This is a genomic window from Staphylococcus sp. GDY8P45P (assembly GCF_017892745.1).
GTDB classification, from domain to species: Bacteria; Bacillota; Bacilli; order Staphylococcales; family Staphylococcaceae; genus Staphylococcus; species Staphylococcus cohnii.
Genome location: NZ_JAESLS010000006.1, coordinates 82,179 through 101,352 on the forward strand (window position 1 = coordinate 82,179; position 19,174 = coordinate 101,352).

Consider the following 19,174-nt stretch of genomic DNA (forward strand, 5'->3'; position numbering starts at 1 on the left):
ATCATTATTAATAAATGATATGATAGGATTAACAGATAAATGAGAGGAGATTCGTAATGTCTCAAGAAAAAAAAGTTTTCAAAACTGAATGGGCAAATAGATCTTTAACGATTGAAACCGGACAATTAGCTAAACAAGCTAACGGCGCAGTACTTGTTAGATATGGTGATACAGTCGTTTTATCTACTGCAGTAGCGTCAAAAGAACCACGTGATGGTGACTTTTTCCCATTAATGGTTAACTACGAAGAAAAAATGTATGCTGCAGGTAAAATACCTGGTGGCTTTAAAAAACGCGAAGGCCGTCCGAGTGATGAAGCTACGTTAACTGCACGATTAATTGATAGACCCATTCGACCTTTGTTCCCTAAAGGTTATAGATATGACGTACAAATAATGAATACAGTCTTAAGTGCTGATCCTGATTGCTCTCCTGAAATGGCAGCAATGATAGGTTCGTCAATGGCATTAAGTGTTTCTGATATACCTTTTCAAGGTCCAATAGCAGGCGTGAACGTTGGTTATATAGATGGAGAATATGTGATTAACCCTACCGTTGCACAAAAAGAAGTATCTAGACTTGATTTAGAAGTAGCTGGTCATAAAGATGCTGTAAATATGGTAGAAGCAGGCGCAAGTGAAATTACAGAAAATGAAATGCTTGAAGCTATTTTCTTTGGACACCAAGAAATTCAGCGTCTAGTTAGCTTCCAAGAAGAAATTATCGATCATATTCAACCAGAGAAAAAAGCATTTGTTCCTGTTGAAAAAGATGAAACACTCGTTGAAAAGGTAAAATCATTAACTGCATCATATGGTTTAAAAGATGCCGTGTTAACATTTGATAAGCAACAACGAGATATTAATTTAGATGAACTTAAAGAGAAGGTTGCATCAGAATTTGTTGATGAAAATGATGATGAGAATGAAGTTTTAATCAAAGAAGTTTACAGTATATTAGATGACTTGGTTAAAGAAGAAGTAAGACGTCTCATAGCAGAAGAAAAAATCAGACCAGATGGTCGTAAAACAGATGAAATTCGCCCATTAGAATCTGAAGTTGGTATTTTACCAAGAGCGCATGGTTCAGGTTTATTTACAAGAGGACAAACACAGGCACTTTCAGTGTTAACATTAGGTTCGATGAGTGAATATCAAATCCTAGATGGTCTTGGTGAAGAAGAACAAAAACGTTTTATGCATCACTATAACTTCCCAAATTATTCAGTTGGTGAAACTGGACCAGTTCGTTCACCTGGTCGACGCGAAATTGGACATGGTGCATTGGGAGAACGCGCACTTAGCCACATCATTCCAGATGTTAAAGATTTCCCATATACTGTGAGAATAGTGAGTGAAGTATTAGAATCAAACGGTTCATCATCACAAGCTTCTATTTGTGGCTCAACGTTAGCGTTGATGGATGCGGGTGTTCCAATCAAAGCCCCAGTTGCTGGTATCGCTATGGGATTAGTTACACGTGACGATAGTTATACCATATTAACTGACATACAGGGGATGGAAGATGCACTTGGTGATATGGACTTTAAAGTAGCTGGTACATCTGAAGGTATTACAGCTATACAAATGGATATCAAAATTGATGGTTTAACTAAAGAAATTATTAAAGAAGCATTAGACCAAGCTCGAGAAGGTCGTTTGGCCATATTAGATCATATGCTACAAACAATTGATACACCACGTGGTGAACTAAGTGCCTTTGCACCTAAGGTTGTTACGATGTCTATTAAACCTGAAAAAATTAGAGATGTAATTGGTCCGGGTGGTAAAAAAATCAATGAAATCATTGATGAAACGGGCGTTAAATTAGATATCGAACAAGATGGAACGATATTTATTGGTGCAGTAGATAAAGATGCGATTGAAAAAGCGCGTAGTATCATTGACGAAATTACAAGAGAAGCAGTAGTTGGAGAAATATACAACGGTACAGTTAAACGTATTGAAAAATATGGTGCGTTTGTTGAATTATTCCCAGGTAAAGACGCACTTGTACACATTTCTCAAATTGCTAATGAGCGTATTGATAAAGTAGAAGATGTGTTGAAAGTAGGAGACACATTTAAAATTAAAGTTACAGAAATTGATAAACAAGGTAGAGTAAATGCTTCACATAAGGCATTGTTATCAAATAATACTAAATAATGTTTATTATTAGAGACTGGTAAAATGATGAGAACTGCTTACAATAGAATTATTTTAATTCTATTGTAGAAAAGTTCAAGTCATATCACTGGTTTCTTTTTTTAATATTTCAGCATTGATAATTAGATAGGAGTAAGCAAAAAGCTAAAAATAAATGTGAATATATACATAAAAAGCGCTACAAATACATCATTGCATACGTTAGAATCGCTTTTACATAAAAATAAATCATCCAATTATATATTTTAAAACAACTAAAGTAGCTACTTTAATAGTGTACATAAGGCCTATTTTAACTTATAATAAACTATGAGTTTATATATGGACGGGTAATTTAAATAGGAGGTAACATTTTGAGTTTAATTAAGAAAAAGAATAAAAATATTCGTATTATCCCTCTCGGAGGCGTTGGGGAAATTGCGAAAAATATGTATATCGTTGAAGTAGACGATGAAATGTTTATGTTAGATGCGGGACTGATGTTTCCAGAAGATGAAATGTTGGGTGTAGATATTGTTATTCCTGATATTCAATATGTGATAGAAAATAAAGACAGATTAAAAGGTATATTCCTAACGCACGGCCATGAACACGCGATAGGTGCTGTTACTTATGTGCTTGAGCAAGTTGATGCGCCTGTTTATGGTTCTAAATTAACAATTGCATTAATCAAAGAAAATATGAAGGCTCGCAATGTAAATAAGAAAGTTAGATATTATACTGTTAATAATGAATCAATTATGCGCTTTAAAGGTGTTAATGTCACATTCTTTAACACTACACATAGTATTCCAGATAGTTTAGGTGTTTGTATACACACTTCTTATGGCGCGATTGTATACACTGGGGAATTCAAGTTCGATCAAAGTTTACAAGGACATTATGCTCCAGATTTGAAAAAAATGACTGAAGTTGGACAAGATGGTGTATTTGCTTTGATCAGTGACTCGACTGAAGCAGAAAAGCCAGGTTATAACACGCCAGAAAACGTGATAGAATCTCATATGTATGATGCGTTTACAAAGGTGAAAGGTAGATTGATTGTTTCATGCTATGCATCTAATTTTATTCGTATTCAACAGGTTTTAAACATTGCGCAAAGATTAAATAGAAAAGTATCTTTCCTAGGGCGTTCGTTAGAAAGTTCATTTAATATTGCTAGAAAACTTGGTTATTTTGATATTTCCAAGGATTTACTAATACCAATTAATGAAGTTGAAAATTATCCAAAAAATGAAGTAATAATTATTGCAACTGGTATGCAAGGAGAACCAGTTGAAGCATTAAGCCAAATGGCACAAAAGAAACATAAGATAATGAATATTGAAGAAGGAGATTCGGTCTTCTTAGCAATTACTGCGTCTGCTAATATGGAAGTGATTGTTGGAAATACGCTTAATGAACTCGTTCGTGCAGGAGCAGAAATCATTCCCAACAGCAAAAAAATTCATACTTCAAGTCATGGTTGCATGGAAGAATTAAAAATGATGATTAATATCATGAAGCCTGAGTATTTCATTCCGGTAAATGGTGAATTTAAAATGCAAATTGCGCATGCTAAGTTAGCTAATGAAGCTGGCGTCCAACCTGAGAAAATATTCCTAGTGGAAAAAGGCGATGTAGTAAACTATGATGGTGAAGAAATGATTTTAAATGAGAAGGTCAATTCCGGCAATGTGCTCATTGATGGTATTGGTGTAGGTGATGTTGGTAACATCGTGTTACGTGATCGTCATTTACTTGCTGAAGATGGCATCTTTATCGCAGTCGTAACACTAGATCCCAAGAATCGTAGAATTGCCGCTGGTCCAGAAATTCAATCACGTGGTTTTGTTTATGTAAGGGAAAGTGAAGCTTTATTAAATGAAGCTGAAGAAAAAGTGCGTGAAATCGTTGAATTAGGTTTACAAGAAAAACGTATTGAATGGTCAGAAATCAAACAAAATATGCGTGATCAAGTAAGCAAATTGCTTTTTGAAAATACAAAACGCCGTCCAATGATTATTCCGGTAATATCTGAAATTTAATAATTTCTATTCTAAAATAAAGAGGTTAAGACAGACGCTTTGGTAAGGTTATTTAAAAGTAAATTGTATATATGTTATATCTAAACAAGATATATACAACCTTTAAATATACTGGAGCGAATAATGTCTTACCTCTTTTATGTTATTATAAGTATATAATAAAATGATTTTTATAGAATTTAAAATCATATTTATAATTTGTATTATCACTTGATATTAAAATACACAAATATGATTCATATACATATCGAAAAAACAGAGTTGAAAAGAAGGTGTGAATGTTGGCACAAACGAGAAAGAGCTCAACAACAAAGAAAAAAACATCGAATACAAGAAAAAAAACTGCAAATAATAAAAAAAGGAAAAGTGATAGTCCATTAAGATATATTATTGCGATAGTAATTTTTATTGCTATCATTCTTGGTGTTTTTCAATTGGGCATTATAGGCACAATGATAGATAGTTTTTTTAATTACTTATTTGGCACAAGTAGGTATTTAACTTATATCTTAATTTTGATAAGTACTGTATTTATTACTTACTATAAGGCATTGCCGAAGACAAGACGTACAACAGGTGCATTTGTTTTACAAATTGCATTATTACTTGTGACTCAAACAGTGTACTATTTCATGCATAGAGCTCAATCATTAAGAGAACCCGTGTTATCATATGTTTATAAATCTTATGAACATAATACATTTCCAAATTTTGGTGGAGGATTATTTGGACATTACTTATTGGCATTATTTATACCACTCATTTCAATTGTCGGTGTAATTATTGTAACGCTATTATTAATAGCTTCTAGTTTTATCTTATTGACAAAACAAAGACATAGAGATGTGTCTAAAGTTGCTTTTGAAAAGATGAAAGTAAAAAGTCAAGATGCTTCTGCAAATCTTAAAGAACGCCGTAAAGAAAATAAAATTAAAAAAGATGCTAAAGCACGTATAAAAGCCGAAAAAAAAGCCGAAAAAGCAACTGAACAAGCACAAACTCAAAATAATGTTAAGGATGTAACTGATCTACCAGAGATAAGTAACAACACTCCTGAACAACAATCAATTCCAATTTATGGACATAACGATTATAAAGATGAAGATAATAAACAAACACAAACTCAAAACAAGAGAGCGAAACGCGTATTTGATCAAAATAATCAAAGTACAATCCAAGAATCAAATCCAGAAGATAACGTAATCATTGATCAACCAGTTAATGAATTAGAAGAAAGTGAAGCACAAGATGAAGATGCGGCTTCAAATTCCATATCTGAAGCTGGAGAAGTAGAAAATGAAGCATATAAAATACCACCATTAACATTATTGAAACAACCAACTAAACAGAAATCGACTTCTAAAGCAGAGGTGCAGAAAAAGGGGCAGTTGTTAGAAAACACATTGAAAAACTTTGGTGTAGATGCTAAAGTGACTCAGATTAAAATAGGCCCAGCAGTGACACAATATGAAATACAACCCGCTCAAGGGGTTAAAGTGAGTAAGATTGTTAATCTGCATAACGATATTGCCTTAGCCTTAGCAGCTAAGGACATACGTATCGAAGCACCAATACCTGGACGATCTGCTGTAGGTATAGAAGTACCGAATGATAAAATTTCGCTTGTTTCTTTAAAAGAAGTATTAGATGAAAAATTTCCTGCTTCTAATAAGTTAGAAGTAGGACTAGGTAGGGATATTTCAGGTGACCCTATTACAGTAGAACTTAACAAAATGCCTCATTTACTTGTAGCAGGTTCTACAGGAAGCGGGAAATCTGTTTGTATCAATGGTATTATTACAAGTATCCTATTAAATGCAAAGCCACACGAAGTTAAACTTATGTTAATTGATCCGAAAATGGTAGAATTAAATATATACAATGGTATCCCTCATTTACTCATACCTGTTGTAACCAATCCGCATAAGGCATCACAAGCTTTAGAAAAAGTAGTAGCAGAAATGGAAAGACGGTATGACTTGTTTCAACATTCTTCTACTAGAAATATTGAGGGATATAATGAAGCAATTAGAAAACAAAATGAAGAGTTAGATGAGAAACAATCTGAGTTACCATATATTGTTGTTATAGTAGATGAGTTAGCAGATTTAATGATGGTTGCTGGTAAAGAAGTAGAAAACGCAATACAAAGAATCACACAAATGGCACGTGCAGCAGGTATTCACCTAATAATCGCAACACAACGTCCTTCCGTAGATGTAATTACTGGTTTAATAAAAAATAATATACCTTCTAGAATTGCTTTTGCTGTGAGTTCACAAACAGATTCTAGAACGATTATTGATAGCGGTGGTGCAGATAAATTACTTGGTAAAGGTGACATGCTTTATGTTGCTAATGGTGGATCTACTAGAACCAGAGTTCAAGGTGCGTTTTTAAGTGACCAAGAGGTTCAAGACATTGTAAATTATGTCGTAGAGCAACAAAAAGCGAATTATGTAAAAGAAATGGAACCAGATGCGCCTGTTGAAAAATCAGAAATGAAGAGTGAAGATGCCTTGTATGATGAAGCGTATTTATTTGTAATTGAACAACAAAAAGCAAGTACATCGTTATTACAAAGACAATTTAGAATTGGTTACAACCGTGCTTCTAGATTGATGGATGATTTAGAACGTAATCAAGTGATTGGACCACAAAAAGGCAGTAAACCTAGACAAATACTTGTGGATTTAGATAGTGATGAGGTGTAAATATGGAATTGACTTCTGTTTATAAAGTAAAAGAATGGCTGATACAAGAGATAAATACGAGAGCATTGAAACCAGGAGATGCTTTACCTAGTAACCTTGCAGTTGCTAGAAAATTAAATGTTAAAACAGATGACGTATACGATGCAGTTGATGAACTAATTACTGAACAAGTGTTATCTAATAATTTAGAAGAAGGTGCAAGTGTTAAAACGCTGCACCCGTTCTTCTATCCATTAGATGAATTGGTTAGTATCAGTAAAATGATTGAAAATCAAGGTTATCATGCGAGTACGGAGTATATAAGCTTAGACGAAAAACCTGCGACATCTTTAGATGCCCAGAGATTAAATCTTCCTGAAAAAGCGTTAGTAACAATTATTGAACGCGTGAGAATGGCTGACCGTATGCCAGTTGTTTATTGCTTAGATAAGCTACCAGCAGAAGATTTAACATGTGCGCAGTATCAAAATAGTGATGAATCGTTGTTAAACGCAATTGAATATTATGCTTCGAAAAAAGTTGCATATGCAGAAACTGAGATAGAGGCTATTGGTTATGAACCACATATATCAGACATATTGGATGCCTCACCACATGAAGGGCTTATGTTGTTGAAATTAATTCATTATGATAAAAATGAGCAACCAATACTTTATTCTTTTAATTATTTCAAAAGTAGTTTAGTAAAATTTAAAACGGTTAGAAATAGTATATAATAACAAAATTATGAAAGTGAGGTTTGACAATTTGAAAATAAATGAACAGCAAAATGATTTGCATATTAATGTGTTACCAACAACAAAGTTCAAAACAACCACAATTACTTTAAAATTTATGGCCCCGTTAGATAGTGAAACCATGACAGCGCGATCAATACTCAGTAAATTACTTGTGCGTGCCACTAAAAAATGGCCGACAGACAAGGCGTTTAACCGTCATCTTTCAGAATTGTATGGCGCGTATGTTAATAGTTTTGTCTCAAAATTTAAAGACAAGCATGTCATAACGATATCATTGGAGTTAGTCAACGAACGCTATCTTACTGATCAAACACCATTATTTGAAAAGGGTTTAGATTTGTTAACAGAAATGATTTGGCACCCTTTAGTTTCTAATGATAGTTTTGATGAAAACTTTGTTTCACAAGAAAAAGCTTTACTAACTAAAAAATTAGAAGCAATGGTTGATAATAAATCTCAAATATCTTTTTTAAATTTATTGAAGTATATGTTTGGTGAACAGCCGTATCGTCACCTAGCAACAGGGCAAGTAGATTACATAGCAAATATAACACCCGAAACTTTATATCATACATATCAATCTATGCTACAGAACGACTATTGTGCTGTTTATGTCGTAGGTAATGTAGATGAACAAGAAGTAAATTCTCAAATCAAAACTTATTTTGATATAAAACCATTCCAATTCAAACAATCTCATGCGACGCCAGTACCACAAGCAGATAAAGTTCCACAAGAGATCGTTGAGACAGATGAAGTGGACCAAGCTAAATTAAATATTGGATTTAAACTGCCAGTACAATTTGGAGATAAACAATATTTTGCTAGTGTTGTTTTTAATACCATGTTTGGCGGAGATCCCTCTTCCGTTTTGTTTAACGAAGTTCGAGAAAAACAAAGTTTAGCGTATTCAATTCATTCGCAAATAGATGCAAAAAATGGTTTTATGTTTGTGCTTAGCGGTGTTTCATCTGATAAATATAGCGTAGCAAAAGATACAATTATTGCGGAATTTGAAAAGTTCCAGCAAGGTCAATTTAGCGAAGAAAAACTGGAACTTGCTAAGAAAATTATTATTTCTCAACGTCAAGAGTCGTACGATCGTCCTAAACGTATCATAGAGATATTGAATAATAATATTTTATTAGAGCATGATATATCAGAGGATGATTACATTAAACATATTCAAGATGTTAATAAATCTGAAATCATAGAATTAGTGAAAAACATAGAACTCAATACAATTTATATACTAACGAAAGGAGGTCAACAATAATGCAAAGCACATATTACGAGCAAATAGATGAAACTGTTTATGAAACTGAGTTGAATAATGGGTTAAAACTATTTGTGATACCTAAAACAGGCTTCCAGAAAACATTTGTTACATATACAACGCAATTTGGTTCTTTAGACCGTAAATTCAAACCACATGGTAGTGAAGATTATGTTACTGTACCAGATGGTGTTGCACACTTTTTAGAACATAAACTATTTGAAAATGAAGAAGAAGACTTATTCACAGCATTTGCAGAAGATAATGCACAAGTAAATGCATTTACTAGTTTTGACCGAACAAGTTATTTGTTTAGTGCAACAGATAATGTTGAAAGCAATATAAAACGCTTGTTAACGATGGTTGAAACACCGTACTTTACTGAGGCATCTGTAAATAAAGAAAAAGGTATTATTGCTGAAGAAATTAAAATGTATCAAGAACAGCCTGGCTATAAAATGATGTTTAATACGTTGAGAGCTATGTATGAATCACATCCAATTCGAGTTGATATAGCTGGTAGTGTAGAAAGTATTTATGAAATAACTAAAGAAGATTTATATCTTTGCTATGAAACATTTTATCATCCTTCTAACATGGTTTTATTTGTTGTTGGAGATGTAGATGTAGACCATATTTACAATGTTGTTGCAGACCATGAAAATCAAAGAGATAAAACGAATCAATCTCAAATAGTAAGAGATCCGTTAACAGAACAAGACAGCGTAAGAGAAAACATAGTAACTGAAAAGATGAAGTTACAATCACCTAGAATTATGCTTGGCTTTAAAAATACACCATTAGTTGATGTGCCAGATAAATTATTAGTAAAAAAAGATTTAGAAATGACTTTGTTTTTTGAATTATTATTTGGTGAAGAAACTGATTTTTATCAAATGTTGCTTAATAAAGAGTTGATAGATGAAACATTTGGTTATCAATTTGTATTAGAACCTACATATAGCTTTTCCATGATTACCAGTGCAACACAACATCCAGATAAGTTAAAAAAATTACTATTAGATGAACTAGAAGCAAAACAGGGTAATTTAACTGATGTAGAAGCGTTTAATTTATTGAAAAAACAATTTATTGGAGAGTTTATATCCGGTTTGAATTCCCCTGAATATATAGCAAACCAATACACAAAACTTTATTTTGAAGGTGTAAGTTTATTTGATTTATTAGATATTGTAGAAAGTATTACGTTAGAAAGCGTAAATGAAACGGCGCAAACGTGTTTGAATTTATCCCAAATTGTTGATAGTCGTTTGGAGATGAAATAAACAATGAAAGCTTTGGTTATAGGTGGTTCAGGATCTATAGGTTCTGCAATCGTTAATCGTTTGTTGTCTGATGGATATGAAGTCATCATCCATTACAATAATGCTGATATCAATCAACTAAACGTTCAGTTCAACCATAGTTCAGTACAATTTATACAATGCGATTTGCGCAATGTAAATGATTTCAATCAATATTTTCATTTTATAAAAAATTTAGATTGTCTTATTTATGCCAGTGGAACCGCGTTGTATGGTCAGTTGCAAGATATGACAGATGCAATGATTGATGAGCATTATCAAATTCATGTGCGCCAATTAATTAGAATATGTAGATATTTTGTAGACCAGTTACGACAAAGTCATAATGGTCGAATTGTAGTTATTTCATCAATTTGGGGAGAAACAGGTGCAAGTATGGAAACGATCTATTCGGCGATGAAATCAGCTCAAATTGGTTTCGTAAAAGCATTGAGTCAAGAACTATCAATGACTTCAGTCACTGTGAACGCCATCGCACCCGGTTTTGTGAGCGGTAATATGTTAAAAGCTTGGGGAGAAAGTGAGCTTGAAACTTTGACTCAAGAATTACCACAACAAAGGTTTATTGAGCCTGAAGAAGTTGCACATACCTGTAGTTACCTTTGCAATCCATTAGCTAAAAGTGTGACTGGTACAATACAAAAAGTGAATGGCGCTTGGTATTTATAATTTTTGATATAATTGAAAAAATAAACCACTTGTGAAACATTCAATGATATAATATCAATATCATTCATTACATTACAATTTAAAATTATTTGTGCTGTACTATGCTTTTTTCATTTAATAGATAACTAGAAATGTGATAGATTTTAGTCAAAGCTAATTGCTGTGATTTATAAACTAAGGGGTGTATATGCCATGACAGTTGCTGCAAAAAAAGAATGGTATTTAGAATATGAAATAACAATGAACAGAGCCGGACTGCTAGGTGATGTTTCCAGTTTGTTAGGTATGATGGGTATAAGTATTGTTACTATAAATGGTATTGATGAAGGTAGAAGAGGTCTATTAATTAAATCTGATAACCTTGAAAAAGTTAGTAGATTTGAAAATATCGTTAGTGAAATTGATGATATCTCTATTACTAAATTGCGTAAACCAGAATTGCGAGACCGATTGGCAGTACGACATGGCAGATACATAGAACAAGATGCTGCTGATAAAAAAACATTTCGTTTTGAAAGAGAAGATTTGGGTTTATTAGTAGATTTTATGGCCGAATTATTTAAAGAAAAAGGTCATAAATTAATCGGTATTAGAGGTATGCCAAGAGTGGGTAAAACTGAATCAATTGTAGCCGGTAGTGTCTGTGCACACAAACGTTGGTTATTTATTAGTTCTACTTTAATTAAGCAAACTGTTCGTAGTTCACTCATAAAAGGTGAGTATGATTCTGATCACGTCTATATTATTGATGGTGCGGTTACGGCAAGAGAATCCAACCAAAAACATCAAGAATTAGTAAAAGAGGTTATGAGCTTACCAGCAATTAAAGTTGTAGAGCATCCTGATTTATTTGTAGAAACCAGTGATTATGAGATGAGTGATTTTGATTACATCATTGAACTAAGAGAAAATAAAAATCAAGAAATCCATTATGAAGAAATGAAAAAACACACTGTAAAAAGTAAAAATAATCTTGATTTCGGTGACGATGTTTTCGGTGGAGGTTTTGGATTTTTTGAATAGCAAAAGATAATGGATGAGGAGGACTAACATCGTGAGTTTAGTTGGTCAAACTTTAAAAGGACGTCGCGAAAGATTAGGTATGACATTAACAGAATTAGAAAATCGAACAGAAATTAAACGTCAAACTTTGACACTCATTGAAAAAAATGATTTTGAGTCACTTAAAAATGCAGATTATGTAGAAGGTTTTATCCGTAAATATGCAAAGGCTGTAAATATTGATGCTGAACAGCTTATTCATGCACATAGAGATGAAATTCCTAATCATGATAATAACTTGAAAGATACAATTGACGCTTTTTCTTCTGATCATCAACCTAGTTATCGCAGTAAAAACAAAGAACCTTTGCAGTTAGCAGTAGTAATAAGTCTGGTGATTATTATCACTGCCATACTGTGGATATTAGCAGTATTATTTTTATAAAAATATTTTCGTGCATTTGTAGTAAGTTATATATAGAAATGAGGATTTGAAATGAATATTCCGAATTGGATAACTGTTTTTAGAGTTATATTAATTCCAGTATTTCTATTATTCGCTTTAGTAGATTTTGGTTTTGGTAATGTAACTTTTATTGGTGGATATGAAATTAGAATCGAATTATTGATTAGTGGTGTTATCTTTATTATTGCCTCGTTAAGTGACTTTGTAGATGGTTATTTAGCAAGAAAATGGCAACTCGTTACAAATATGGGAAAATTTTTAGACCCATTAGCAGATAAACTACTTGTTTCAAGTGCTTTGATAGCATTAGTTGAAATTGGATTAACAAACTCCTGGGTAGCGATTATCATAATTGCACGTGAGTTTGCGGTCACAGGGTTGCGATTATTACAAATCGAACAAGGTTTTGTAAGTGCGGCTGGGCAATTAGGTAAAATTAAAACGGCCGTTACGATGATAGCGCTAGTATGGATTTTACTTGGTGACCCATTAGCAACGTGGATTGGTTTTCCAATAGGTCAGGTGCTTTTATACATTGGGGTATTCTTTACTGTTCTTTCTGGTATTGAATATTTCTATAAGGGTAGAGATGTATTCAAAGCCAAATAATATGAGTTTAATTCTGACAATCATGAATTCAACTGGAAAGTGTTTTTTAAAGCACATTTCCAGTTTTTTTGTTGAAATAGTATGTTTTGTAACAGAATGCTGATTCATCAAAACAGAACAATTTACAAACGAAATTTTAGTTTTTAAATAGAGTTAGATTTATAATAAAAATAAGTAATTTAACATGTTAAATAGCGAAATGGTTATTTGCGAACGAGGAGGAAAAAGCGTGAATATATCAATTATAGCGGTTGGATCTGAATTATTACTGGGTCAAATTGCAAATACCAATGGTCAATATCTGTCAAAATTATTTAATGATATAGGACACAGTGTTGTAGAACATATTGTAGTAGGAGATAATCCTAAAAGACTTGAACGAGCTATACATTCATCATTAGAGCAGTATGATGCTGTTATTCTTACTGGTGGACTAGGACCTACTAAAGATGATTTAACGAAGCATACGATAGCTCAGAAATTAGATCGCAATTTGGTGACGGATGAAAAATCATTGAAGTATATTGAGCAATATTTTAAAGATCAAAATGTTGAGATGACACCGAACAATAAACAACAAGCATTAGTCATTGAAGGTGCAATAGTTTTAGATAATAAAGTAGGTATGGCACCAGGCATGTTGATTGAACATAACGATAAACATATTGCTTTATTACCTGGTCCACCTAAAGAAATGCAACCGATGGCAAAACATGGCTTATTACCATATTTTTTAAATGGAGAAAGCATTATTTTTTCAGAATTATTGCGTTTTGCAGGTATAGGTGAATCCAAAATTGAAACTATTTTAATGGACTTAATAGATAATCAAACGAACCCTACAATTGCCCCTTTAGCAGGTACGCATGAAGTGAATATAAGATTGACGGCGAATGGTGATTCAAAACAAGAATGTGAAGCATTAATAGCACCAGTAAAAAAAGAAATACTATCACGTATTGGTGATTATTATTATGGATCGGATGACGTTTCCATTGAAGCAGCGTTTTTAAAACATATGAAGCAATCATTTGCAATCTATGATGGTGTTACAGATGGTGAATTATACTCGAGAATGAAAAATAATGATGATTCAAATAAACTCTTGGGTATGTTACCGCATCATCAACAATTTATAAATCTAAAAGAAGGTATTGAGCGTCAACTGTCAATATCATGTCGTATCGTTAAAGATTTATATAATGCGGAGATAGGTATTTCATTATTACATGAAAATGGTACAGTATACTTAGGTATTTTAGAAAATGAATATCTAACAATTAAGTCATTTAAAATGACGAAAAATAGAAATTTAATTAAAAAAAGAGCACAAAACTATACATTGATCCGATTATTAAATTATTTTAAAGCATAAATGATTAAATCAAAACAAGTAATAATTAGTACGTACGTTCCCTTTTTGTAAAAATCGTTCTATTATTAGCGAACAAATATTCGCAAAATGCTTGCAGAATACTTTAAATCAATGTATAGTATGGTTAAGATATTTTTCAGAGTTAAATCTCATTTAGGAGGTCCAGCGTTTTGGATAATGATCGTCAAAAAGCTTTAGATACAGTAATTAAAAATATGGAAAAATCATTTGGTAAAGGTGCAGTAATGAAACTTGGTGATAATGAAGCACGTAAAGTTTCTAGTGTATCAAGTGGTTCAGTAACTCTAGATAACGCATTAGGAGTTGGTGGTTACCCTAAAGGTAGAATTATAGAAATATACGGACCAGAAAGTTCCGGTAAAACAACAGTTGCATTACATGCCATAGCTGAAGTACAAAAAAATGGTGGCATTGCCGCATTTATTGATGCTGAACATGCTTTAGACCCAGTTTATGCTGAAGCATTAGGTGTTGATATTCAAAATTTATACTTGTCTCAACCAGATCACGGTGAACAAGGCTTAGAAATTGCTGAAGCATTTGTTAGAAGTGGTGCGGTAGATATCGTTGTTATCGACTCTGTAGCTGCGTTAACGCCGAAAGCTGAAATTGAAGGTGAAATGGGCGATACACACGTCGGTTTACAAGCGCGTTTAATGTCACAAGCGCTACGTAAATTGTCTGGCGCTATTTCTAAATCAAATACAACTGCTGTATTTATAAATCAAATTCGTGAAAAAGTTGGCGTTATGTTTGGTAATCCTGAAACGACACCAGGTGGACGTGCATTGAAATTCTATAGCTCAGTGCGTTTAGAAGTTCGTCGTGCTGAACAGTTGAAACAAGGTCAAGAAATTGTTGGTAACAGAACAAAAATTAAAGTGGTAAAAAATAAAGTAGCGCCTCCATTTAGAGTGGCAGAAGTTGATATGATGTACGGCAAAGGTATCTCGAAAGAAGGCGAACTCATTGATCTCGGTGTAGAAAATGAAATCGTCAATAAATCGGGTGCTTGGTATTCTTACAATGGTGAACGTATGGGTCAAGGTAAAGAAAACGTTAAACTATATTTAAAAGAAAATCCAAAAGTTAAACAAGAAATCGACCAAAAATTGCGAGAAAAACTTGGTATTTTCGATGGTGACGTAGATGAAAAAGAGGAAGAAGAAGCAACAGCTACACTTTTTGATGAAAAAGATGAATAAATTATATTTTGACGTAAAATAAAAATTTTTCCTTATAAAATAAGCTTATATTTTTAAATATAGGCTTATTTTTTTGTTATAACATACAGGTTTAAAATTATTAAATAAGAATATTTTATGATGAAAATACAACAAGAAATAGACTATAGCAGTAACTATAACTAATTTAATGTAAAATGAGCTATTCAAATAATGAATTAATGTAGTTGCACACCTTGACACTTCTTAGTTTGAAACCGTACAATTACATTGTATGATTCTTATATAACTTCATATAATCATATTGAATTTGATATACAGAGCAAAATCCTAGAAAAAGGGGGTGTTTGTGTGAATTTATTAAACCTCCTACTCATTTTGCTAGGTATTATTCTCGGAGTTGTTGTAGGGTATATTATTGCCCGAAATATATTGCATCAAAAGCAATTACAAGCAAGACAGACTGCTGAAGATATTATCGAACATGGTAATAAAGAAGCAGAGAATATCAAGAAGGAAAAGCTCCTTGAAGCTAAAGAAGAGAATCAAATCTTAAAAGAGCAAAGTGAAAATGAACTTCGTGAAAGACGTGGTGATCTTCAAAGGCAAGAAGCACGACTTCTTCAAAAAGAAGAAAACTTAGAGCGAAAATCTGATCTTTTAGATAAAAAGGATGAGATTTTAGAGCAAAAAGAGTCTAAACTTGAAGAACGACAACAACAAGTAGATGCAAAAGAGAGTAGTGTTCAGTCATTAATAAATAAGCATGAACAAGAATTAGAACGCATCTCTGGTCTCACTCAAGAAGAAGCTGCCAATGAACAACTTCAAAGAGTCGAGGAAGAATTGTCACATGATATTGCAATACTTGTTAAGGAAAAAGAGAAAGAAGCAAAAGAAGCAGTCGATAAAAATGCAAAAGAACTATTAGCAACTACTGTACAACGGTTAGCTGCAGAGCATACTTCAGAATCTACAGTATCAGTTGTTAATTTACCAAATGACGAAATGAAAGGTCGAATTATTGGTAGAGAAGGTAGAAATATAAGAACGTTAGAAACGTTAACTGGTATTGATTTAATTATAGATGATACACCAGAAGCAGTTATTCTATCAGGTTTTGACCCAATTAGACGAGAAATTGCAAGAACTGCATTAGTAAATCTTGTTTCAGATGGACGCATCCATCCTGGAAGAATTGAAGATATGGTTGAAAAAGCTCGAAAAGAAGTGGACGATATTATAAGGGATGCTGGTGAACAAGCAACATTTGAAATTAATGTGCATAACATGCATCCAGATTTAGTTAAAATTCTAGGTCGTTTACAATATCGTACTAGCTATGGTCAAAATGTGTTAAAACATTCTATAGAGGTTGCTCACTTAAGTGGCATGTTAGCAGCTGAATTAGGAGAAGATGTTACATTAGCCAAACGTGCTGGACTACTTCATGATGTTGGTAAAGCTATTGACCATGAAGTTGAAGGAAGTCACGTTGAAATTGGTGTGGAATTAGCTAAAAAATACGCTGAAAGTGAAACAGTATTAAATGCTATACACTCACATCACGGTGATGTAGAACCAACTTCTATTATTTCTATATTGGTTGCAGCAGCAGATGCTCTATCAGCTGCTAGACCAGGTGCTCGTAAAGAGACGTTAGAAAATTATATTAGAAGATTGGAAAGACTAGAAACACTTTCAGAAAGCTATGATGGTGTTGAAAAAGCATTTGCAATCCAAGCTGGTAGAGAAATTCGGGTTATTGTATCACCAGAAACTATCGACGACTTAAAGTCACATCGCTTAGCAAGAGATATTAAGAGCCAGATTGAAGACGAACTTCAATATCCTGGTCATATAAAAGTGACAGTTGTTCGTGAGACTAGAGCAATTGAATACGCAAAATAATAAATAAAAACATAATTAACTTATGAAATAACTGCTAGCAGAGAAGTAAAACTTTGTTGGCAGTTATTTTTAGTTTGTGAAAAATAATGTGATTTTTAACACATTGAGAAAGTATCAATATATGATGGGAAATCGCTCTTTTTTGAATTAACATACCTTATTAGTAATGATTTTGTAATAGCTGAAAAAAATGAAAAATGATGCGCGTGACAGGCTACAAAATCAGATTATGTAAATCGTATCGTCAGGCAAGTATAGCACAATCAAAATTGTAAATGTTTAAATTAACAAAGAGATTGGGAAGTCATTTTTTGACAATATAAATGAGTCTGAAACATCATTGATGTCCCAGACTCATTGTTTTGAAACTAAGCATTATATCTTAGTCTTTGTTATTCCTATGCGTTACGATTAGTTATTTTAACTCTAAGTCTACTTTCTGCAATTCTTTGATTACTTCAGCAGTGTCATAACAACTAGTGGAGATATTGGCATATCTTTCAGCAAGCCTATAAGCATTGATATATAACTCTAAGCTATCTTTAGCAATATCTTCCGGATTGTCACTATTTGCAGGGTTTGCAGAAACAACTAAGTCAGCAAAATGTTGTGGATCAATATTAATTGACATTTCTTACATACAACTCCTATTTTTTGAAATGATACTTAACTATAATATAAATATTACCACCAATCTGAAATTTAAAACAAAGTAATGTTTATGAATATTTATTAAAGAGCCTTTTCATCATAGATAATTTCAATTAAACTAACAGTAAGAGAGGATGACACGTAAATGAGAATTTTATTTATTGGGGATATTGTTGGCAAAATAGGTAGAGAAGCTATTTCAAACTATTTACCCAAGTTGAAACAAACTTATAAACCTACCGTTACAATAGTAAACGCAGAAAATGCAGCTCATGGTAAAGGTTTGACTGAAAAAATATATAAATCTTTACTAAGAGAAGGCGTTGATTTTATGACAATGGGAAATCATACATATGGTCAACGTCAAATATATGATTTTATAGAGAATGCCAATCGGATGGTTCGTCCAGCCAATTTTCCAGATGAAGCGCCTGGTGTTGGTATGCGCTTCATTCAAATTAATGAAATCAAATTGGCTATCATTAATTTACAAGGAAGAGCATTTATGCAAGACATTGACGATCCTTTTAAAAAAGCAGATGCATTAATAGCTGAAGCACAAAAAGAAACAGATTATATCTTTGTTGACTTTCATGCTGAGACTACTTCAGAAAAAAATGCAATGGGATGGTATTTAGATAATAGAGTTAGTGCTGTTGTTGGTACACACACACATATCCAAACTTCAGATGAAAGAATATTACCTGGAGGCACTGGATATATTACAGATGTAGGGATGACTGGTTACTACGATGGTATACTTGGCATTAATCGTGAAGAAGTGATTACTCGCTTTATCACGAGCTTACCACAAAGACATGTCGTTCCTGATGAAGGTCGAAGTGTATTATCAGGTGTAATTATAGATTTAAATAAAGATGGTAAAACAAAACGTATAGAACGTATTCTTATTAATGATGACCATCCTTTTAAATAATCGTCCATTAGTATGAATTTTTAATTAAACCGCTCTTTTCATAGTAAAAGCGTGGTTTGTTTTGGTATGATGAAATATGAATTATTATAACCACTAGGAGGC

Annotated in this window: 14 protein-coding genes and 2 pseudogenes; 15 read left to right on the plus strand and 1 reads right to left on the minus strand. The window is 32.9% G+C overall.

Annotated features, from left to right (window positions below):
- The first annotated feature begins 56 nt into the window (after window positions 1-56).
- From pnp to rny, 14 genes and pseudogenes are all read left to right on the plus strand, one after another.
- Entirely contained in the window at window positions 57-2,165 is a 2,109-nt protein-coding gene (gene pnp / locus KA873_RS05130; protein ID WP_107384819.1) for a polyribonucleotide nucleotidyltransferase, read from the plus strand.
- Window positions 2,166-2,518: 353 nt separating this feature from the next.
- The gene (gene rnjB, locus KA873_RS05135; RefSeq protein WP_019468700.1) at window positions 2,519-4,192 is read left to right on the plus strand and encodes a ribonuclease J2; all 1,674 of its coding nucleotides are present in this window, start codon (window positions 2,519-2,521) and stop codon (window positions 4,190-4,192) included.
- A gap of 278 nt (window positions 4,193-4,470) precedes the next feature.
- A pseudogene (locus KA873_RS13740) lies at window positions 4,471-5,347 on the plus strand (cell division protein FtsK); the annotation flags it as partial.
- A gap of 104 nt (window positions 5,348-5,451) precedes the next feature.
- Window positions 5,452-6,906, plus strand: a pseudogene (locus KA873_RS13745) (DNA translocase FtsK); the annotation flags it as partial.
- 2 nt (window positions 6,907-6,908) lie between these two features.
- Window positions 6,909-7,622 (plus strand): GntR family transcriptional regulator, encoded by a 714-nt coding sequence (locus KA873_RS05145; RefSeq protein WP_107505166.1) that lies wholly within the window; start codon window positions 6,909-6,911, stop codon window positions 7,620-7,622.
- A 10-nt stretch (window positions 7,623-7,632) separates the two neighbouring features.
- A complete protein-coding gene (gene yfmF / locus KA873_RS05150; RefSeq protein WP_107505167.1) occupies window positions 7,633-8,922 on the plus strand; it encodes an EF-P 5-aminopentanol modification-associated protein YfmF in 1,290 nt (429 codons plus the stop codon).
- A complete protein-coding gene (yfmH, locus tag KA873_RS05155; protein WP_107386239.1) occupies window positions 8,922-10,208 on the plus strand; it encodes an EF-P 5-aminopentanol modification-associated protein YfmH in 1,287 nt (428 codons plus the stop codon). The genes yfmF and yfmH overlap by 1 nt, the downstream gene beginning before the upstream one ends.
- 3 nt (window positions 10,209-10,211) lie before the next feature.
- A complete protein-coding gene (gene ymfI, locus KA873_RS05160; protein ID WP_107384815.1) occupies window positions 10,212-10,916 on the plus strand; it encodes an elongation factor P 5-aminopentanone reductase in 705 nt (234 codons plus the stop codon).
- 192 nt (window positions 10,917-11,108) lie between these two features.
- Entirely contained in the window at window positions 11,109-11,939 is an 831-nt protein-coding gene (locus KA873_RS05165) for a DUF3388 domain-containing protein (RefSeq protein WP_019468706.1), read from the plus strand.
- A gap of 31 nt (window positions 11,940-11,970) precedes the next feature.
- Window positions 11,971-12,363 (plus strand): helix-turn-helix domain-containing protein, encoded by a 393-nt coding sequence (locus tag KA873_RS05170; RefSeq protein ID WP_107384814.1) that lies wholly within the window; start codon window positions 11,971-11,973, stop codon window positions 12,361-12,363.
- A gap of 51 nt (window positions 12,364-12,414) precedes the next feature.
- Window positions 12,415-12,993 carry a CDP-diacylglycerol--glycerol-3-phosphate 3-phosphatidyltransferase gene (gene pgsA, locus KA873_RS05175; RefSeq protein WP_107384813.1) on the plus strand — a complete coding sequence of 193 codons (579 nt, stop codon included), beginning with the start codon at window positions 12,415-12,417 and terminating at the stop codon, window positions 12,991-12,993.
- A 229-nt stretch (window positions 12,994-13,222) separates the two neighbouring features.
- A complete protein-coding gene (locus KA873_RS05180; protein ID WP_107505168.1) occupies window positions 13,223-14,368 on the plus strand; it encodes a CinA family nicotinamide mononucleotide deamidase-related protein in 1,146 nt (381 codons plus the stop codon).
- Window positions 14,369-14,538: 170 nt separating this feature from the next.
- Complete coding sequence (gene recA, locus KA873_RS05185) at window positions 14,539-15,594, plus strand: recombinase RecA (protein WP_107383979.1); 1,056 nt, start codon at window positions 14,539-14,541, stop codon at window positions 15,592-15,594.
- A gap of 330 nt (window positions 15,595-15,924) precedes the next feature.
- Window positions 15,925-17,484 carry a ribonuclease Y gene (rny, locus tag KA873_RS05190; RefSeq protein ID WP_019468711.1) on the plus strand — a complete coding sequence of 520 codons (1,560 nt, stop codon included), beginning with the start codon at window positions 15,925-15,927 and terminating at the stop codon, window positions 17,482-17,484.
- Window positions 17,485-17,899: 415 nt separating this feature from the next.
- On the opposite strand, the gene KA873_RS05195 is transcribed toward rny, so the two are convergent.
- Window positions 17,900-18,115: a hypothetical protein gene (locus KA873_RS05195; RefSeq protein WP_019468712.1), complete on the minus strand. Its 216-nt coding sequence runs from the start codon at window positions 18,113-18,115 to the stop codon at window positions 17,900-17,902.
- A 165-nt stretch (window positions 18,116-18,280) separates the two neighbouring features.
- On the opposite strand from KA873_RS05195, the gene KA873_RS05200 reads away from it, so the two are divergent.
- Window positions 18,281-19,072, plus strand: coding sequence for a TIGR00282 family metallophosphoesterase (locus KA873_RS05200; RefSeq protein ID WP_107505257.1), 792 nt, complete (start codon window positions 18,281-18,283; stop codon window positions 19,070-19,072).
- Window positions 19,073-19,174: the final 102 nt, after the last annotated feature.

Coding starts and splice junctions, on each gene's coding strand:
- pnp (WP_107384819.1), top strand. CDS start 57: ATGTCTCAAGAAAAAAAAGTTTTCAAAACTGAATGGGCAAATAGATCT.
- KA873_RS05145 (WP_107505166.1), top strand. CDS start 6,909: ATGGAATTGACTTCTGTTTATAAAGTAAAAGAATGGCTGATACAAGAG.
- yfmF (WP_107505167.1), top strand. CDS start 7,633: ATGAAAGTGAGGTTTGACAATTTGAAAATAAATGAACAGCAAAATGAT.
- yfmH (WP_107386239.1), top strand. CDS start 8,922: ATGCAAAGCACATATTACGAGCAAATAGATGAAACTGTTTATGAAACT.
- ymfI (WP_107384815.1), top strand. CDS start 10,212: ATGAAAGCTTTGGTTATAGGTGGTTCAGGATCTATAGGTTCTGCAATC.
- KA873_RS05165 (WP_019468706.1), top strand. CDS start 11,109: ATGACAGTTGCTGCAAAAAAAGAATGGTATTTAGAATATGAAATAACA.
- pgsA (WP_107384813.1), top strand. CDS start 12,415: ATGAATATTCCGAATTGGATAACTGTTTTTAGAGTTATATTAATTCCA.
- KA873_RS05195 (WP_019468712.1), bottom strand. CDS start 18,115: ATGTCAATTAATATTGATCCACAACATTTTGCTGACTTAGTTGTTTCT.
- KA873_RS05200 (WP_107505257.1), top strand. CDS start 18,281: ATGAGAATTTTATTTATTGGGGATATTGTTGGCAAAATAGGTAGAGAA.